The 17,168-nt window shown below is 39.8% G+C and carries 14 protein-coding genes and 1 pseudogene; 8 read left to right on the top strand and 7 right to left on the bottom strand.

Translation table 11 applies throughout. The features are described from left to right. Nucleotides 1-72 precede the first annotated feature (72 nt). Complete coding sequence (gene fadA, locus AC1M9B_RS07890; protein WP_035265978.1) at nt 73-1,245, bottom strand: acetyl-CoA C-acyltransferase FadA; 1,173 nt, start codon at nt 1,243-1,245, stop codon at nt 73-75. A 12-nt stretch (nt 1,246-1,257) separates the two neighbouring features. Beyond that, a complete protein-coding gene (gene fadB, locus AC1M9B_RS07885; protein ID WP_481588585.1) occupies nt 1,258-3,411 on the bottom strand; it encodes a fatty acid oxidation complex subunit alpha FadB in 2,154 nt (717 codons plus the stop codon). Between the two features lie 505 nt (nt 3,412-3,916). On the opposite strand from fadB, the gene lpxO reads away from it, so the two are divergent. Together lpxO and AC1M9B_RS07875 are read left to right on the top strand one after the other, a co-directional pair. Continuing rightward, complete coding sequence (lpxO, locus tag AC1M9B_RS07880) at nt 3,917-4,831, top strand: lipid A hydroxylase LpxO (RefSeq protein WP_481588586.1); 915 nt, start codon at nt 3,917-3,919, stop codon at nt 4,829-4,831. Nucleotides 4,832-4,960: 129 nt separating this feature from the next. Beyond that, nucleotides 4,961-5,914 (top strand): hypothetical protein, encoded by a 954-nt coding sequence (locus AC1M9B_RS07875; protein ID WP_481608914.1) that lies wholly within the window; start codon nt 4,961-4,963, stop codon nt 5,912-5,914. A 34-nt stretch (nt 5,915-5,948) separates the two neighbouring features. On the opposite strand, the gene AC1M9B_RS07870 is transcribed toward AC1M9B_RS07875, so the two are convergent. Next, complete coding sequence (locus AC1M9B_RS07870; protein WP_481608913.1) at nt 5,949-6,995, bottom strand: AAA family ATPase; 1,047 nt, start codon at nt 6,993-6,995, stop codon at nt 5,949-5,951. Between the two features lie 228 nt (nt 6,996-7,223). On the opposite strand from AC1M9B_RS07870, the gene uvrC reads away from it, so the two are divergent. The 5 genes and pseudogenes from uvrC to AC1M9B_RS07845 all read left to right on the top strand — a co-directional run bounded on the left by uvrC (nt 7,224) and on the right by AC1M9B_RS07845 (nt 11,679). Then, nucleotides 7,224-9,023: an excinuclease ABC subunit UvrC gene (uvrC, locus tag AC1M9B_RS07865; protein ID WP_481608912.1), complete on the top strand. Its 1,800-nt coding sequence runs from the start codon at nt 7,224-7,226 to the stop codon at nt 9,021-9,023. 115 nt (nt 9,024-9,138) lie between these two features. Beyond that, nucleotides 9,139-9,933, top strand: coding sequence for an acyl-CoA thioesterase (locus AC1M9B_RS07860; RefSeq protein WP_481608911.1), 795 nt, complete (start codon nt 9,139-9,141; stop codon nt 9,931-9,933). Nucleotides 9,934-10,036: 103 nt separating this feature from the next. Next, entirely contained in the window at nt 10,037-10,624 is a 588-nt protein-coding gene (pgsA, locus tag AC1M9B_RS07855; RefSeq protein ID WP_035265993.1) for a CDP-diacylglycerol--glycerol-3-phosphate 3-phosphatidyltransferase, read from the top strand. Between the two features lie 55 nt (nt 10,625-10,679). Continuing rightward, on the top strand, nt 10,680-11,048 hold the full coding sequence (locus tag AC1M9B_RS07850; RefSeq protein ID WP_481608910.1) for a hypothetical protein: 369 nt from the start codon (nt 10,680-10,682) through the stop codon (nt 11,046-11,048). Between the two features lie 98 nt (nt 11,049-11,146). Continuing rightward, a pseudogene (locus AC1M9B_RS07845) lies at nt 11,147-11,679 on the top strand (DUF4269 domain-containing protein). A 3-nt stretch (nt 11,680-11,682) separates the two neighbouring features. Here AC1M9B_RS07845 and AC1M9B_RS07840 read toward each other — a convergent pair. Further along, nucleotides 11,683-13,485 (bottom strand): ABC transporter ATP-binding protein, encoded by a 1,803-nt coding sequence (locus AC1M9B_RS07840; protein WP_481588591.1) that lies wholly within the window; start codon nt 13,483-13,485, stop codon nt 11,683-11,685. A 135-nt stretch (nt 13,486-13,620) separates the two neighbouring features. Here AC1M9B_RS07840 and AC1M9B_RS07835 point away from each other — a divergent pair, with 135 nt between their 5' ends. Next, nucleotides 13,621-14,244 (top strand): alpha-ketoglutarate-dependent dioxygenase AlkB family protein, encoded by a 624-nt coding sequence (locus tag AC1M9B_RS07835; protein ID WP_481608909.1) that lies wholly within the window; start codon nt 13,621-13,623, stop codon nt 14,242-14,244. A gap of 16 nt (nt 14,245-14,260) precedes the next feature. Here the strand turns inward: AC1M9B_RS07835 and ruvX are convergent, their stop codons facing one another. The 3 genes from ruvX to recN form a co-directional block, all read right to left on the bottom strand. Continuing rightward, the gene (ruvX, locus tag AC1M9B_RS07830) at nt 14,261-14,704 is read right to left on the bottom strand and encodes a Holliday junction resolvase RuvX (protein ID WP_035266001.1); all 444 of its coding nucleotides are present in this window, start codon (nt 14,702-14,704) and stop codon (nt 14,261-14,263) included. Next, entirely contained in the window at nt 14,697-15,251 is a 555-nt protein-coding gene (locus AC1M9B_RS07825) for a YqgE/AlgH family protein (RefSeq protein ID WP_035266003.1), read from the bottom strand. Before AC1M9B_RS07825 ends, ruvX begins: the two co-directional genes overlap by 8 nt. Nucleotides 15,252-15,332: 81 nt before the next feature. After that, nucleotides 15,333-17,000 carry a DNA repair protein RecN gene (gene recN, locus AC1M9B_RS07820; RefSeq protein ID WP_481608908.1) on the bottom strand — a complete coding sequence of 556 codons (1,668 nt, stop codon included), beginning with the start codon at nt 16,998-17,000 and terminating at the stop codon, nt 15,333-15,335. Nucleotides 17,001-17,168 lie beyond the last annotated feature (168 nt).

Below are 17,168 nucleotides of genomic sequence, written 5' to 3'. Positions count from 1 at the left end.
ATTATGTCATTATTTTATAAAAATAAAAAACCCCGCATTAAGCGGGGTTTCTTTTGGTCTCGTATTTAAAACTTAAACACGTTCGATCACAGTTGCGATACCTTGACCAAGACCGATACACATCGTCGCAAGACCGATTTGAGTATCTTGTTGTTCCATCACGTTTAACAACGTCGTTGTGATACGCGCACCAGAACAACCCAATGGGTGACCAAGCGCAATCGCACCACCGTTTAAGTTCACGATGTCTTGTTTGTCATGTAAACCTAGACCTTTTAATACTGAAAGACCTTGAGCGGCAAATGCTTCGTTTAACTCAACAGTTTGAATGTCACCAATACTCAAGCCAGCACGTTTAAGCGCTTTTTGCGTTGCAGGAACAGGACCGTAACCCATGATCGCAGCATCACAACCTGCAACCGCCATAGAGCGAATTACAGCACGTGGCTTAAGACCTAATGCTTGCGCACGCTCAGCAGACATCAATAACATTGCAGATGCACCGTCAGACAATGCTGATGATGTAGCAGCAGTCACTGTACCGCCTTTAGGATCAAACACAGGACGTAACGCTTTAAATGCTTCAAGGTTCGCATCTGGACGAATCACTTCATCTACATCGCATAGGATTTTGAAGCCATTTGCATCATGACCTTCAACACCAATGATTTCGTTTTTGAAACGACCTTCTTGAGTAGCAGCCCAAGCACGACGGTGAGATTCAACACCAAAAGCGTCTTGCTCTTCACGGCTAATGCCATTCATACGACCTAACATTTCAGCCGTTAAGCCCATCATGTTAGATGCTTTTGCATAATGTTTAGATGCTTGTGGGTTCAAGTCGATACCATGCATCATGCCAACGTGGCCCATGTGCTCAACACCACCGATGATGAAGATATCACCTTGGTTAGTCGCAATTTGAGCAGCTGCGGTATGAATTGCTTGCATTGAAGAACCGCAAAGACGGTTAACAGTTTGACCTGCAACAGTTTTTGGTAAGTCTGCCAATAACACGATGTTACGACCGATGTTCATGCCTTGCTCTAGAGTTTGGTTCACACAACCCCAGATCACATCTTCAACTTCGTTCACATCAAACTGGTTACGAGCAACCAATGCACGAACTAATTCAGCAGATAAGTTATCGGCACGTACATTGCGGAACATACCATTTTTGGTTTTACCCATTGCTGAACGTACGCCATCAACGATGACAACGTCACGTGGATTTAAAGTAGCCATTCACGTTGCTCCTTAACCGTAGAATTTTTTATTGTTAGCAGCCATGTCACGCAACATTTGTGGCGCTTCATAAGCCTTACCTAAATGCGCATACTTGTCGCAAAGCGCAACATACTCAGCTACACCAGTTTGATCGATGTAACGGCATGGACCACCACGGAATGGAGGGAAGCCTACACCCATGATCATTGCCATATCTGCTTCGTTTGGTGTTGCAACGATGTTGTCTTCTAAGCAACGAACAGTTTCGTTACAGAAAGCAATCATCATACGGTCAATGATCTCTTGAGGATCAAATTCACGTTTTTCACCAGTCACGACAGAAGCAATTACGTCATACGCTGTTGGATCAACAGTTTTTGCTTTCTTGCCTTTCTTGTCCAATTCATATTTGTAGAAACCAACATCGTTCTTTTGACCAAGACGTTGTGCTTCATACATTGTTTGGATTGAACCTTTGAAATCAGGCTTCATACGGTCAGGGAAACCTTCAGCCATCACTTCTGCACCGTGAACGCCAGTATCAATACCGACAACGTCCATTAAGTATGCAGGACCCATTGGCCAGCCAAATTTTTCCATCACTTTGTCGACTTGTTGGAAGTCAGCGCCGTCTTTAAGAAGAAGGTCAAACGCACCAAAGTAAGGGAACAATACGCGGTTTACAAGGAAGCCCGGGCAGTCATTGACAACGATAGGAGTTTTACCCATTTTTTGAGCGAGTACGACAGTCGTTGCAATCGCTTCAGGTGAAGTTTTTTCACCACGGATGACTTCAACCAAAGGCATCATATGCACTGGGTTAAAGAAGTGCATCCCTACAAAGTTCTCAGGACGTTCAAGGTTTTCAGCCAAACGCGTGATTGAGATCGTAGAAGTGTTTGATGCAATGATCGTGTTTTCACGTACTTTAGATTCAGTTTCTTTGAGTACGATGCCTTTCACTTTCGGGTTTTCAGTTACCGCTTCGATCACGATATCGACTTCTTTAAACTCATCATAGCTTAATGTCGGACGGATACGTGCAAGCGTTTCACCCATTTGAGCAGGCTTGATTTTCTTACGTTCAACTTGTTTAGTCAGAAGACCGTTTGCTTCTTTCATTCCTAAAGCAAGTTGTGGGTTACCAATATCTTTCATGATAATTGGTGTGCCTTTGCTTGCCGCTTGATAAGCAATACCACCACCCATGATACCTGCACCAAGTACTGCAGCTTGATTTACAGGGTGAGCGCCTTGTTCATATTTTTTCGAAGTTTTCTTCACAACTTGGTCGTTGATGAATAGACCAATCAACGCGCCTGCTTGTGGCGTTACCGCTGCTTTTGCAAAGTGTTCAGCTTCTTGGCGAAGTGCACCAGCACGATCTAAGCTTGAACCTGCTTGCATAGAATCAAGCAATAATTTTGGCGCAGGGTATTGTGCAGGATTAGCTTTCGCAAGCACCACACCTTTAGAAGAGTTGAAAGCCATCATTTGTTCTAATGGATTCAACTTAATTGGATCTAATTTTTCTTGACGCTTCGCTTTCCAGTCTAAACGACCTTCGATTGCTTGTTTAACGATAGAGATCGCAGCATCTTGTAATTTATCAGCAGCGACCACAGCATCGACCGCACCATCTTTAAGTGCAGCAGGTGCTTTTTTCGGGTTCGCCATTGCCATCCATTCAACAGCGTTATCGATACCGATTACACGGCTTAGACGAACGGTACCACCGAAACCAGGAATGATCCCAAGTTTAATTTCTGGAAGACCAACTTGTGCTGATTCTGACATCACGCGATAGTCACACACCAAGCACATTTCGAAACCGCCGCCCAATGCCATACCATTGATTGCAGCAACTTTAGGAATATTTAAATCTTCGAATGAGTTGAAGATTTCATGAACAGGCATCGCCCAATCTACAATGACTTGTTCGCCTTGCGCAAAGTTTTCACCAAACTCAGTGATGTCTGCACCAACGATAAATGTAGATTTACCAGATGTAACGATAAGACCTTTGATCTCAGCGTTTGATTGAACAGCAGCAATTGCAGCTTTAAAGTCGTCAATTGTTGCGCGGTTGAATTTATTAACCGACTCACCTTGTAAGTCAAAGCGGAATTCTGCAATTCCGTCCGAAAGCATTTGGACGGTAATGGCATTGCCAGCGTGGATCATGCCCTGATCTCCTTTTTTTTGGAGGACTTCTAAGTTGATGTTGTGAAGCAAGTGCGTATTTCCTGCGCACATTAAAGCTTCGCTAATCTTACGATAACTATATCGAAAAAGAACATAACAAGTTGTATCAAGCCGTGACGCAATGGTCATCTATTTATTGCACCAGCATGCGTTATAAAACAGCAGATGCGAATGTAGAGTTTGTTCTTCTTACAATAAAGCGATTGTTTCAATTGGCATTTTATTTAAAAACACTTCAACTTATATCTGGGGTAGGTAGGTAATTTCAAGTTATTTTGCACTTTAAATTTCGTCATAAAAGTCAATAAACTGAAATATAAAGCCATCAAAAGTCTATTTGTAGAACACAATGTTTCGTTGTTTGGGGTAGTCGTTATACAATTTACGTGATTATCTATACATCTAAATTGGAACAATTCATTTCCAATTTAGGTGCAGCATCTCCTCATTTAACCCGCTAACCAAAGATAAACCGAGTCAATCAATGATCAAGTGGATTATTCTCGCGATATTCATCATATCGGCACTGTATATTCAACGTCGTGGAAAAGTACGACATTCGTTCTATCGTCAATTCTTTGATCATTCGACCATTTTGGCACCTATTAATTTTTTGATGTATATGTTCTCTAAGGTGCCAAACCAGCCTTATATCGACACACAGCATTTTAAAGATTTAAAAGTGTTAGATGAAAATTGGGAAATGATTCGTGATGAAGCCAAAGCTTTATATGAGCAGGGTGGGATAAAAGCCTCTGAAAAATATGATGACCTAGGCTTTAACTCATTTTTTAAAACTGGTTGGAAGCGTTTTTATTTAAAATGGTATGACTCTGCACATCCTTCAGCAGCAGAACTGTGCCCTAAAACGACAGCATTGCTTAAAACATTGCCAACCATTAAAGCAGCGATGTTTACTGAGCTTGCTCCTGATAGTCGATTAGTTCGTCATCGTGATCCTTATGCGGGATCTTTACGCTATCATTTAGGGTTGTTGACGCCAAATGATGATCGTTGCTTTATTGATGTAGATGGTCAGCGGTATTCATGGAGAGATGGTGAAAGCGTTGTGTTTGATGAAACCTACATTCATTATGCAGAAAACACGACGGATCAAAATCGTATTATTTTCTTTGCTGATGTAGAGCGTCCTTTAAAGACACGTTGGATGGAACGGTTTAATCATTGGTTTGGTAAAAATGTAATGACTGCGGCAAGTTCACCGAATGAAGCAGGGGATCAAACGGGTGGTCTGAACAAAGCATTTGGTTATGTTTATCGCTTGCGTGTGAAAGCAAAAGCACTGAAAGCGAAGAACCGTCAGTTATATTACTTTTTAAAATGGTTCTTGATGTTAGGGATATTCTTCCTGATTTTTATTCGACCTTATGTGTTTTAAGAGCATTCAGATCAAAATGCGCCTCAGGGCGCATTTTTTAATTTTACTTAAAATGATGTAAATTAAAATTGAGAAGTGGTTCAATAAAAGCTATGCTTTTGTCTGTATAATATACAAAAGAAAATTCAAATGAATCTCAAAAAAACAATATTGGCTTTATGTGTTTTACCGTTTTTTTTAAGTGCCTGTGGCGGCGGTGGGTCGGGAGATTCGTATGAATCATCACCGAGTACACAATTTCGAAACGGTGATCAACTCTATTCAATTTACTATAATTCCAATGATCGATTCGGCTTAAATTATATTGAATTTCAAAATGGACAATTTACTTATACGGATAGTTTTAAACCGTTGAATAGTGTGATTGTGACGCGAAATCGTATCTATCAAACCTATGATCAAGCCCAAAATACGCTTAGTGTGAATAGTCCTAGTCATTGGACGATGAATATCATTGGTGACATCCAAACGGATATCGAAATGGAGCGTGTAAACCTATCGGGTAAAAATGTTTTTGATACAGTTTTACCAGGTTATCGCAACATTGATCGAAATGATTTGAGCCCTAATGTGAGATTGTTTATCGCCAAAGATGGTCTTAAAAATTTTTCTTCAGGTAGCTATTGTTATAGAAAGAAAGCAGAACAAAACAGAGTAGATTATTTACAACTCTATCCAAACACGAGTGAACCATTGGAAGAGAGTTTTAACCAATTTTATGAAGATAACTTGCTGTATCTTGATCTTTTAAATGACAAAAATCCAATTGTTAAATTTCAACTCGCTAAAGATCGTTGGATGGGTATGAATTTTAGCAGTATTTTTGACACCAGTATGAAGATTAGTTTAGATGATTCAACAGCCATTGAATTTGAAAGCAAACTATATCCTGCTGAATATCATCAAACTTTGAAGCGTACGACTGATGATGAATATAAACTCTATGAAAAATTGCTAATGAACGATGACGTTGCAGAAAATAGACAGCGTTATCAGTTATTAATGGCAAATATTGAAAAAGGGTGTACGTATTATAATAAAACGGCAGCAGAATCCTTTGTCACGATTCCTGGTTTAAGATGATTTGTTCAAAAAAAGCCCATAATGGGCTTTTTTATTAATTGATGATCGAGAGCTGACCGTCTCTGCAATCCAACTTGAGATGAAGTTGATCTGGATGCTTTAGAAAGTAGATTGCAATAATGGGTTCTAGTTCGGTTCTCATTTTACGTGCTAAATGACGTGCCCCAAAGCGGATATCATGACCCTGATAGAAATATGCTTTGGCAAGGTCTGATAAATGAACCTGACGTTTTTGATGTTGCAAACGAATGTTGAGTTTTTCCAGTTCAATATCAACCAATTTAGGGAGTGCATCATCTTGAACAGGTTGATAATGAAGGACACGATCAATTCGATTCAGAAATTCGGGATCAAAACTGCGATGCAGTATTTTTTCAATAATGGCTTTCGTGGGTAGGCGTTTTAAACATAGATTTTGAAGTTTTTGCGGTAACACATTTAATTTATCTAAATATTGTTGTGCTGCGCGTGCTCCTGCATTACTGGTCATAAAGATCATACAATTACGAAAATCAATCGTTTTTGTTCCAGCAGTAAGGGTTAGACGACCTGTATCCAACACATTCATTAAGCCACGAATCACTTCGGGAGAGGCTTTTTCAAGTTCATCAAACAGCATAATGCCAGGACGGGTATGAGAGCCATTAATCGCAGTTTCATCGAATAAACTGTGACCTTCTTTCGAGCCGACATATCCAGGCGGAGCGCCTGTTAATGCGGCTGCATAATGTTCTTGAGCCAGTGTATTCATATCGATACGACAAAATGCATCAGGACGACCATAAATCGCTTCAGCAATCAAACGAACAGTCTCTGTTTTACCAACACCTGTTGGTCCAAGCATCAAGGTGACGGACAAGGGGCGTTCAGGACTTGAAAAGTCAGCTTTGACCACGTGAAGCATTTTTTCGATTTCATATAAAGCAGGATTTTGCCCAATGATACGATCACGCAATAACTGCATCACTTTGGCTGGTTCAAAATGAAAGCGAGACTTTCCAATGAGTCGATCTTTTTCTGAAGGACTATGGGATGAGAGTGCAGGTTGTATGGCGTGAAAAGCACGATCGGTCGCAGTCATGTTGGCGCATCCATGAATGAATCAGTTGAAAAGCATATCAAACTTGAATTTAACAACTCAGACTTTTTAACAATCAGCTGATTATAAAATCTGCGATCATTACCCTGAACTGTTGGATCAACAAGGTTTTAAAATCGTCTACCGAAATGCACTTGAAATAGAGCGCGTTATCTTCACAATAAGCTCATGCTGTTGCATGAATGACTGACTCTACATTAAAGGCTGCTTGTGAACGAAAACGCACGTGAACACATTGAAAAAATCTTAGCCAATCTTACGACTTTGCCTGGTGTCTATCGCATGTTAGGTAAAGATGGAGAGTTGTTGTATGTGGGAAAAGCCAAGAATTTAAAAAATCGTGTTTCTAGCTATTTTGTTAAAACCATTGAGCATCCCAAAACACAGGCTTTAGTTGCCCGCATTCATGATATTGAAACCATGGTGGTCCGCTCAGAAACGGAAGCATTACTTCTTGAACAAAACTTAATTAAGCTTCATCGACCGCCGTATAACATCATGCTGCGAGATGATAAATCTTACGTCTATATTTTTGTGTCCAGTGATAAGCCTTATCCACGTATTGCAGCAGGTCGTGGTAAGGGGAAACATCAAGCAGGTAAATTTTTTGGACCTTATCCAAGTGCTTTTAATGCACGTGATACATTGGTGGTCTTACAAAAATTATTCAATGTCCGCCAATGTGAAAATAGTTATTTTGCGCAACGTAAAAGACCGTGTTTGCAGTATCAAATTAAACGTTGCTCAGCTCCATGTGTGGGCATGATATCACCTGAAGATTATAAAGATGATGTCGATAACTCTATTCGTTTTTTACAAGGGGATACACGTGAGCTTAATCAAGAATTAATTGCCAAAATGGAAGCGGCAGCAGATGCTCTTGAATTTGAAAAAGCCGTTTTTTATCGTGATCGGATGGCATTATTGCGTGATGTACAAACGCAACAAGCGATTTATAAAGTCAAAGGTGAAGCAGATATATTGGCGATCGCATACCAAGCGGGGGTAACGTGCGTTCAGATTATGCATGTGCGTAATGGCAAGATGTTGGGAGGAAAAAGTTATTTCCCAGATATGTTGGGCGATGATTTGGGACAAATGCTGGCAGATTTTATCGCGAACTTTTATTTCCAAGTTGCCGATGAGATTCCAACAGAATTAATCGTCAACGTGGAGCTGCCAGACAAAAAAGACATAGAAGAGGCACTACAACAAAATTTTGGCAAAAAAATTCTGATTAAAGCAAAAGTTCGAGAAACCCGTGCAGAATGGCTCGAGCTTGCGACCATGAATGTACAGCATGCCATTAAAGGACAACTTGCTAACCATTATGAATTGAATGAACGTTTTCATCAGTTAGAAGAGGTGGTCGGACGTCCAATTGATCGTATCGAATGTTTTGATATATCCCATACGATGGGCGAAGCAACGATCGCTTCTTGTGTTGTCTTTGATAGTGGAGGGGCTCGCAAGCGCGATTACCGTCAGTTTGCTATCGAAGATATCACTGGCGGTGATGATTATGCTGCCATGCGTCAGGCTTTGACACGACGGTATAAGAAGGCGATGCTGCCAGATTTGCTTCTCATCGATGGTGGTAAAGGGCAATTACATATGGCAATGCAGGTCATGCAAGATCTTGGATTGGATGCATTCATGGTGGGGGTTTCAAAAGGGGAAGGACGTAAGCCTGGTTTGGAAACCTTACATTTCACTGATGGCACAAAGATTCAACTGCCTGAAGACCATAAAGCGCTACATTTAATTCAACAGGTTCGTGATGAGGCGCATCGATTTGCCATTACTAAACATCGTGCCAAGCGCGATAAACGTCGTGGGCAGTCAGTTTTAGAAGCTATTCCAGGTCTAGGACCAAAACGTCGCCGTGATTTATTAACACATTTTGGTGGGATTCAAGGGGTATTAAAAGCCTCTGAAAAGGATCTGAATTTAGTCCCAGGTTTTGGTGCAAATCTCGCTCGGACTGTGTACAAAATCTTGCATGAGTAATCATGCATATCAATTTGCCAAAATGATCATTGACCTGCGAGTCATTGATCATTTACCTCAATCTGAAAATTCAGCATGCTAGCGCGATAAGAAATTTAAAATAAAAGGGTTGCGCATGTCATTTGGACAGGTATTTCAAGAAATTGATCAACAAGAATGGGTGGAGATCCCTGAGGGTTGGTTGCAAGGTCGTACCATTTTTGGTGGTTTAACCACGGCGATGATGCTACACAAAGCAACACAAATGATTCATGACCCTCGAAAAAGATTATTGAGCACCAGTGTGGTATTTGTGGGTCCTGTTCAGGAAAAGCCAGTCAAAGTGACAGTGGAAATTTTAAGGCAAGGTAAATCTGTGACCAATATTGAGGCTCGGATTTGGCAGGATGATGCTGTACAGGGAATTCTGCTGGCAAGTTTTGGTTCAGACCGTGAATCAGTTGTGAATATGGATCAAACTCGCTCAGCACCACAGTATGATTCGCCTGAAAGTTTAGTTAAGTTGCCTGATCATCCTCTCATGCCACAATGTTATCAGAACTATGATCTGATTTGGGCTGAAGGGAAATACCCTTGTACGGCTGCTGAAAAGCCAGATTTTGGTGGGTGGTTTCGATATGCAGAATCTAAATTTGAAGCAGGTCCGCTGAGCATGCCTGAATTTATAGCAATGTTAGATATTTGGCCTGCAGGAATTTTTCCTATATTAAAAAAACCAGCACCGGGCAGTTCAATTTCTTGGTATGTGACGCTGTTAGAACCTATTCAAGCTGACCGACGAGATTGGTTTAAATATAAAGTATTTACAGATCATTCTGCGCATGGTTATTCTACTGAATATGCCCATATTTGGGACCATAATGACCGTCTCGTTGCAATTTGTAGACAGACTGTCGCGATTTTTGCCTAGTCGACAGCGGGTAGTGAATCGTTTAAAGTAAGCGGATTAAAGAATCAAAGCTCAAGTTTTTATTGCAAATTTTAGCTGTAATTGGGGCAAACTGGCGGTGTCTATGTCTACAGGTCGCATCCTGAATATACCAAATATCTTGACGCTAGCACGTATTGCGTTAATACCTGTTTTTTTAATTATTGCCTATTGGCCTCCTGCGATTGGTGTGGGTGGGCATGAAGGGGGTATGACGCGTCATATCATTCTGACTGCAATTTTTGTGATTGCTGCTGTCACAGATTGGTTTGATGGTTATTTGGCAAGAACATTGAATCAGACTTCCGCATTCGGACGTTTTTTAGATCCTGTTGCGGATAAATTAATGGTCGCAGCAGCATTGATTGTTTTGGTGCAATGGCAACCTACAATTTCGATGGCTTTTGCTGCGATTGTGATTATTTCACGCGAGATTACGGTTTCTGCTTTACGTGAGTGGATGGCTGAGCTCGGTGCACGTACCAATGTGGCTGTATCAACGGTTGGAAAATATAAAACAGCTTTCCAGATGATCGCTATTTCAGTGTTCTTACTCAATTGGAAACCACTTGAATTAGTTGCATATGGTTTGTTGTATACCGCTGTAATTTTAACACTGTGGTCCATGTTTATTTATTTAAGAGCGGCATGGCCATATCTAAAACAACCCTAATATATTTAAAGCGCCAAAAGGCGCTTTTTTATTGTGTTGAGAAAGTGATTTAAAAATGAAAATTAAATTTGCTATTGGTTTAAGTATATTGTTGAGTTCAAGCATTTATGCGGATGATTTATCACGGGCACAAGAGTATTTGCATAATGATGGAATCGCGTATTGTCTATCTCATTCTGAGATTTATGCAGCTGAAGCAAATATTGCGAGAGGTGGATATTTTCAACTCGGTGAGCATAGCCATGAGGCGGCAAAACAAGTGCAAAATTATATTGATCAAGCGCTCAAAGAAGCGTTAGGCAGCTATCAATATTCAAAAGAGAAAGCATACCTTATGCGTTGTTTGGAAATCTCTTATTCAACGCAGTATCGAAATTATATTAAAACTGTTTATGCGTTAGATGTTATCGAAAATCAAAAATAACCTTAATTGCTTAAGCTTTTCTGCTGAGGGTTAAAGTAATCCATATTGGGGGATTCAACCGCTTTAAAGTTGAATCATCTTAGAGATTAAAAATAACAATGAAAAAAATACACTTTCAAAAAGTCATTGATGACTTAAACCTTATGGAAATACTCAAGTGGTATCAAGTTACAGTGGTCGGTACGCCACCTTTAGGAATTGCAACAGCACAAAGTGATATCGACCTCATTTGTAGTTATCCGATTGAGCAAGAGAATCATTTGATTGAAATACTAACTTATTTCAAACATATAAGGCATGGTGCATTGAGCGAAGTTATTTTGAACGTGATACTTGGATTTGCCGATTTGAATATTGTGCTTGGTCAATTGAGATATTTTGTTCTACAACACCAATTGATCAGCAGGCGGGATTCCAGCACTTCTATGTTGAATGTAGAATATTAGATTTGGCAAATGACCAATATAAACAGGAAATCATTCGCCTTAAGCGAAAAGGTATAAAAACTGAACCTGCATTTGCACAGATGTTAGCGCTCGATGGTGATCCTTACACGAAGTTAAGTCAGCTCTATGAAGCAGATGACTGTGTGTTGATTCAACTGCTTCAATGCCAAGGTTACCTAGATTAAACTTTAACTATGGGTTTCCTCATCCCCATCGTCTTCAAAAGTTTTTGCAATTTTTTCGATATTCAAACTTTTAGCCATCGCATCAAAAATTTGTTTATATACACCGTCTTGATGGTAAAGAGCATCATGTTCTCCATGCTCGGCAATTTCGCCTTCTTTCATGACATAGGTGTAATCCGCATCAATAATTTGTGACAGGCTGTGCGAGATAATAATGACAGTACGTCCTTGTTTAATCTCATCAAGGCTTTGTTTAATTTGTTCCGAAGCAATGGCATCCAAACTCGCTGTCGGTTCATCTAAAAAGATAATCGGTGGATTTTTCAAGAACATACGAGCAATCGCAATACGCTGTTGTTGTCCTCCAGAGAGTTGCAATGCATCGGAATGATAGCCATCTGGAAGTTGTAAAATTTGCTCATGAATGGATGCTTTTTTAGCAGCAATGATCACGTCTTCTTCAGTAGCATCTGTTTTACCATAGCGAATATTTTCAAGAATAGTCCCTTGGAAGATATGATTTTTTTGTAGGACTAATCCAATATGATCTCTCAAATATTGTGTATCAATTTGATTGAGATCGATTCCATCGAGTTCGATACACCCCTGATTAGGTTCATAAAATTTATCTAAAAGACTGATTAAGGTTGATTTTCCCGCACCTGATAAGCCAACTAATGCAGTAATTTTATTGGGGCGAATCTCCATATTGATATTCTTTAGTGCGTGGTGACCGTTTGGATAAAAGAATTCAACATTTTTCAGCGTAAATTTTCCTTGAATTTGCGGTTTGAGTTGACCTGTAGGTTCAATTTGATCATCTGCTTCTAAAATTTTAAAGAAGCTTTCTGAATAGATCATGGCATCATTCACTTCATCATATATACGATGTAAGGAGCGAATTGGCGCGGATACATTATTGAACAACAGTACATGAAACATGATCATACCGATGCTCATCTGACCATCAAGCACAAAATACGCAGTTAGGATGATGATTAAAACAATACCTATTTGTTCAATAAAGGTTTTTAACCCATCAAATAAAAAGCTGACCTGACGGGTTTGCATTTGATTATCTGTGAGTTCTTTTTGTAGTTTGAGTTGTTTGGTTGATTCTATTGACTCGCGGTTGAAAGATTTGATAACCGTAATTGAATTAATAATTCCGAGGATACCTTGGCTTTTCTTTTCTCGACCATCACGTAAATTCCGACGCCAGCCTCCGAGTTTTTGTGCTTGTTTATAAGTTAACCAGAAGTAGATTGGAACGATAGTGGTCGCCACTAAGCCAACATAAAAGTTGGCGTAGTACATTAATCCTAAAGCCACGATCGCACTGGTAAATAACGGCAAAATGTCAATAAAGAATATTTGAACTAGACGAGTCAGAGAGCCAATACCACGATCGATTCGTGTTTGTAATTTGCCCGCCTGATTATTCTCTTCGTTGAAAAAAGCTAATCTATAGGTCAGAAATTTTTCAATGATGCCTTGTGCTAGATCTTGTGAAATAAAAATTCTAAGTTTTTCACCATAAAACTTTTGTCCGAATTGCACAAAAGCATTAATTACTTCTTTACCCAATAATATCGCTGTAATGGTAATCAGGATATTCCAGCCTTCAGCTAAGCCAAAACCATTCTCAACCAGCGCATTAATTTCATCAACTGCATACTGCAAAGTGAGTGCATTCACTTGAGCTGTGAAAGAGCCGATGAGCGTAAGAAAGAGAGTGGCAATCACTAAAAAGCGATAAGGTCGAACGAAAGGTTTAAGTTTTAGAAAAAGTTGCCATAAATTCATAAGCGATTGTTTTTATTGTCTAGATTTATGCCAGTCTAAGCTTGATTGTCCAGTGTCACAAGCGTTCACAATGTTTCAATTTGTCAGTTGAAATATTCAGCTAATATAAGGTTATATTTTCATGGCAAATTGGTTATGAACTTCGAGCTGTTTGCACCCGAACCCAATTCAAATCTCCTACCTTGTGATGGGATTGTAGAAGATTACGGCCTTATACTTACTCATGCTGAATCACAGGATTATTTCGATTATTTTTCAGAAGCTTTGGCTTGGAAACAGGATGAAGTGATTTTATACGGCCAATATTTTAAGACGGGTCGTAAAGTCGTATGGTATGGTGACCAAAACTATCAATATCACTATTCAGGGATGGATAAACAAGCACAGATTTGGGATTTGAAATTATTAGCACTCAAGCAAAAAATTGAACTTATAACAGGAGTTCAATTTAATTCTTGTTTGGCTAATTTGTATGAAGATGGAACTCAAGGTGTAGGATGGCATAGTGATGATGAGGCTGCATTAAGAGATCCTGAACATGGCGAGACCGTCATTGCTTCACTGAGTCTCGGCGCAACCCGAAAATTTAGATTTAAACATCGTGATAAAACTCATACTGCGGAAATATATCTACAATCAGGACAGTTAATTGTAATGAAAGGTCAAACACAGCGTTTTTGGAAACACACTTTAGCGAAATCAACCAAAGTATTAGAGCCTAGAATCAATTTAACCTTTCGCTATTTTTATCCTAGATGAAATGGTAAGTATTCTATTAAGGTTGAATACCTTGAGGATTACGATACCAACTTTCAATAAATAAAGCAGCTGCCAAGCTGTCTGCGGACAACTTTTTTCCACGCCCTTGCGCCTGATAATGATCGAGTTCATCACGCGCTTCGCGAGTTGTTAATCGCTCATCCACCATCCATGTTTCTATATTGGTTTGGTGTCTTAAACGACGAGCAAATTTACGTGCTCGTGTTGATAGTTCCGATTCGCTATCATCCATATTCAGTGGTAGCCCGACTAAAAACAGATTTGGAGAATGCTGTTTTACAATTTTGAGTAGATCATCCCAATTGGGAATGCCATCTTTCATCGGTAAAAGTGAAAGTGGCGTAGCACTTTCAATAATGGACGATCCTACAGCCATTCCTGTTTTTTGTGTGCCAAAGTCAAAGGCCATAATGAGTTGAGCGGTAGTTGAATCAGGCATGTCCAATCTCAGATGAAAGCCATGTACGATCGACCCCCATTTTTCTATAGGCAGCGTCCCAGCGATCGTCATAGGGTAAGTTAAAAATCAAATCCATATCAGAGTCACAAATGAGCCAGTCACCTCGAGCGATTTCTTGCTCCAACTGGTTTTTACTCCAACTTGCATAGCCTAAAGCAATTTGATAGCGACCAACACCTTCATTGTGTGCGATTGCATCAAGAATATCCTTTGAAGTTGTTAAACAGAGATTTTCACCTACAGCGATGGACGCATGCCAAGTAGGTTGACCCGTATGAAGTACAAAACCCGCTTCTGGTCGTAAAGGACCACCTTGTAAGACATCATGTGGGTGAACATGATCTGCAACGATATCAAGATCTGTTAAGAGTTCTTTAACCTGAATCCCAGCTGGACGATTGATCATAATTCCCTGCGCACCTTCATGATCATGACGAGCGATATAGACCACACTATTTGCGAAGAAATCATCTGCTAAATCAGGTGGGGCAATCAGGCAACGGTGCGTTAGAAATTGTTTACTCACCTAATGGCTTCTCCTATGTTTGAGTATCACTTTACTTCAACATACTAGACTTATGGGTTTTCAACAATCCTTTTAAAATAATCAAGATGTGCTGGTCTGAAACTTTAATTGTCTTAATTGTTTTGCATGTTGAAGGGTGGTCTCGCTAATTTCGACACCACCAGTCATACGAGCAAGCTCTAATATCCGTTGATCTTCATCAAGCTCAACGATAGTGCTGCTAGCAGGGTCAGTTTGCAGTTTTTTCACTAACAAATGTTGGTCCGATTGCGCTGCAACTTGGGCTTGATGTGTAATACATAGAATTTGAACATGTTGACCTAATCCAGCCAATAAGCGACCGACAATCTCAGCTGTTCCACCGCTGATGCCCACATCAATTTCGTCAAAAACGAGTACTTCAGCTTCGGTTTTTTCTGCATTCATGACTTGCATGACCAATGCAATACGTGACAATTCACCACCAGAAGCAACCTTCGCAAGCGGTTGAGGTGGAATCCCTTTGTTTGCTGTGAACAATAATTGAATAAAACTAAACCCTTCAGATGAAGGCTGCTCCAGAGGATCGAAACGGAATTCAAAATGAGCTTCTGGTAAAGCCAGTTGTTTGACTTGTTCTGTTAAGAGTTTGGCTAAGGGCTCTGCTGCTTTACGACGAATATCATCTAGATATTGAGCTTTCTCTATAAACTGTTGATGTGAAATTTCAACTTGTTCAGCCAAAGTCTCTGGATCTTCAAGCTGATGTAATTGTTCTAGCTCTGCCTGCCAATGTTCGTATTCTGATTTTAAATCTTCGGGTTGTACTCGATATTTGCGCGCTAAACGATGGAATATTTCCAGTTGTGTGTTTAACTCTTCCATTCGTTCAGGATCAAAACTCTGACGGTCAATGAATTGTTTTAAATTAGCACTGGCATCATCGAGTTCACTTTGCGCATTTAATAATGAGTTATAAATTTCAGAGAGTAAATCACTACGACCTGCATGAGATTCAAGCTTGCGAATAATACTTGAAATTTCCTGAGTGATATTTTGATCAGACTCATCTAAAACGTTGATTGCATAACTACAATCTTGCATGATGTGTTCATGATGACTTAAGCGATCGAACTCTTGTTCAATTTCTTTATAGTCAAGTCGAACCACTTCTTCTAATTCTTCTAATTGAAGATTAAGTATCTCAATGCGTTGAAGGCGGGTGGTCTGTGCATCAAGCGCAGCTTGATGCTGTCGGATATTTTTTTGCCATGCGTTATAACTGTCTTTGACAGCGAGCGTATGCTGACCAAAATTGCTGTAACGATCCAACCAATGTTTTGGATAGGGTGGTTCTAACAATTGTTGCTGACTATGTTGGCTGTAAAGTTGGACTAAGAGTCTGCCAATTTCCTTTAATTCTGACAGGCTACTTGGACGTCCATTGATCCAAGCTTTACTACGACCTGTAGCAAATATTACCCGTCTTAGGTGAATTTCACCTGATTCATCTGCCAGCTCATGAGTGCTTAACCATTCAGCTTCGGGACTTTGATCTTGATAACTAAATACGGCTGTAACATCAGCCTTATCTGAACCATAACGAACGTAATTCGTATCAGTACGCTCGCCTAAACACGCTGATAATGCATCGAGTAATAAAGATTTACCTGCACCAGTTTCACCCGTAAGAACATTGAAACCTTGATCAATATCAATGGCTAAGTTATCGGCTAAAGCAAAGTTGATCAGATTAAGGTGTGTCAGCATAAACGCATCCGAGCTGCGAAAGTGTGGATTCTAAGATAGAGAAATTTTGTTTTAGTCTCAAGTCACGACATTTGAATATGAGAACTTTTAGTTTGCATTTTAACTGAAATTAGGTTGATTACTAGTGACTGAATATATTCTTTTACCTGTGTACAAAAGATATATAGA

The sequence above is a fragment of the Acinetobacter sp. ANC_7513 genome, assembly GCF_056779915.1.
The sequence above is the reverse complement of the archived record's forward strand: the minus strand, read 5'-3'. Positions and strand labels throughout refer to the sequence as shown.

Coding starts and splice junctions, on each gene's coding strand:
- AC1M9B_RS07875 (WP_481608914.1), top strand. CDS start 4,961: ATGAATCTCAAAAAAACAATATTGGCTTTATGTGTTTTACCGTTTTTT.
- ruvX (WP_035266001.1), bottom strand. CDS start 14,704: ATGCCTGATTCAACTACCGCTCAACTCATTATGGCCTTTGACTTTGGC.
- fadA (WP_035265978.1), bottom strand. CDS start 1,245: ATGGCTACTTTAAATCCACGTGACGTTGTCATCGTTGATGGCGTACGT.
- AC1M9B_RS07870 (WP_481608913.1), bottom strand. CDS start 6,995: ATGACTGCGACCGATCGTGCTTTTCACGCCATACAACCTGCACTCTCA.
- AC1M9B_RS07850 (WP_481608910.1), top strand. CDS start 10,680: ATGAAAATTAAATTTGCTATTGGTTTAAGTATATTGTTGAGTTCAAGC.
- AC1M9B_RS07835 (WP_481608909.1), top strand. CDS start 13,621: ATGAACTTCGAGCTGTTTGCACCCGAACCCAATTCAAATCTCCTACCT.
- pgsA (WP_035265993.1), top strand. CDS start 10,037: ATGTCTACAGGTCGCATCCTGAATATACCAAATATCTTGACGCTAGCA.
- fadB (WP_481588585.1), bottom strand. CDS start 3,411: ATGATCCACGCTGGCAATGCCATTACCGTCCAAATGCTTTCGGACGGA.
- AC1M9B_RS07840 (WP_481588591.1), bottom strand. CDS start 13,485: ATGAATTTATGGCAACTTTTTCTAAAACTTAAACCTTTCGTTCGACCT.
- recN (WP_481608908.1), bottom strand. CDS start 17,000: ATGCTGACACACCTTAATCTGATCAACTTTGCTTTAGCCGATAACTTA.
- lpxO (WP_481588586.1), top strand. CDS start 3,917: ATGATCAAGTGGATTATTCTCGCGATATTCATCATATCGGCACTGTAT.
- AC1M9B_RS07860 (WP_481608911.1), top strand. CDS start 9,139: ATGTCATTTGGACAGGTATTTCAAGAAATTGATCAACAAGAATGGGTG.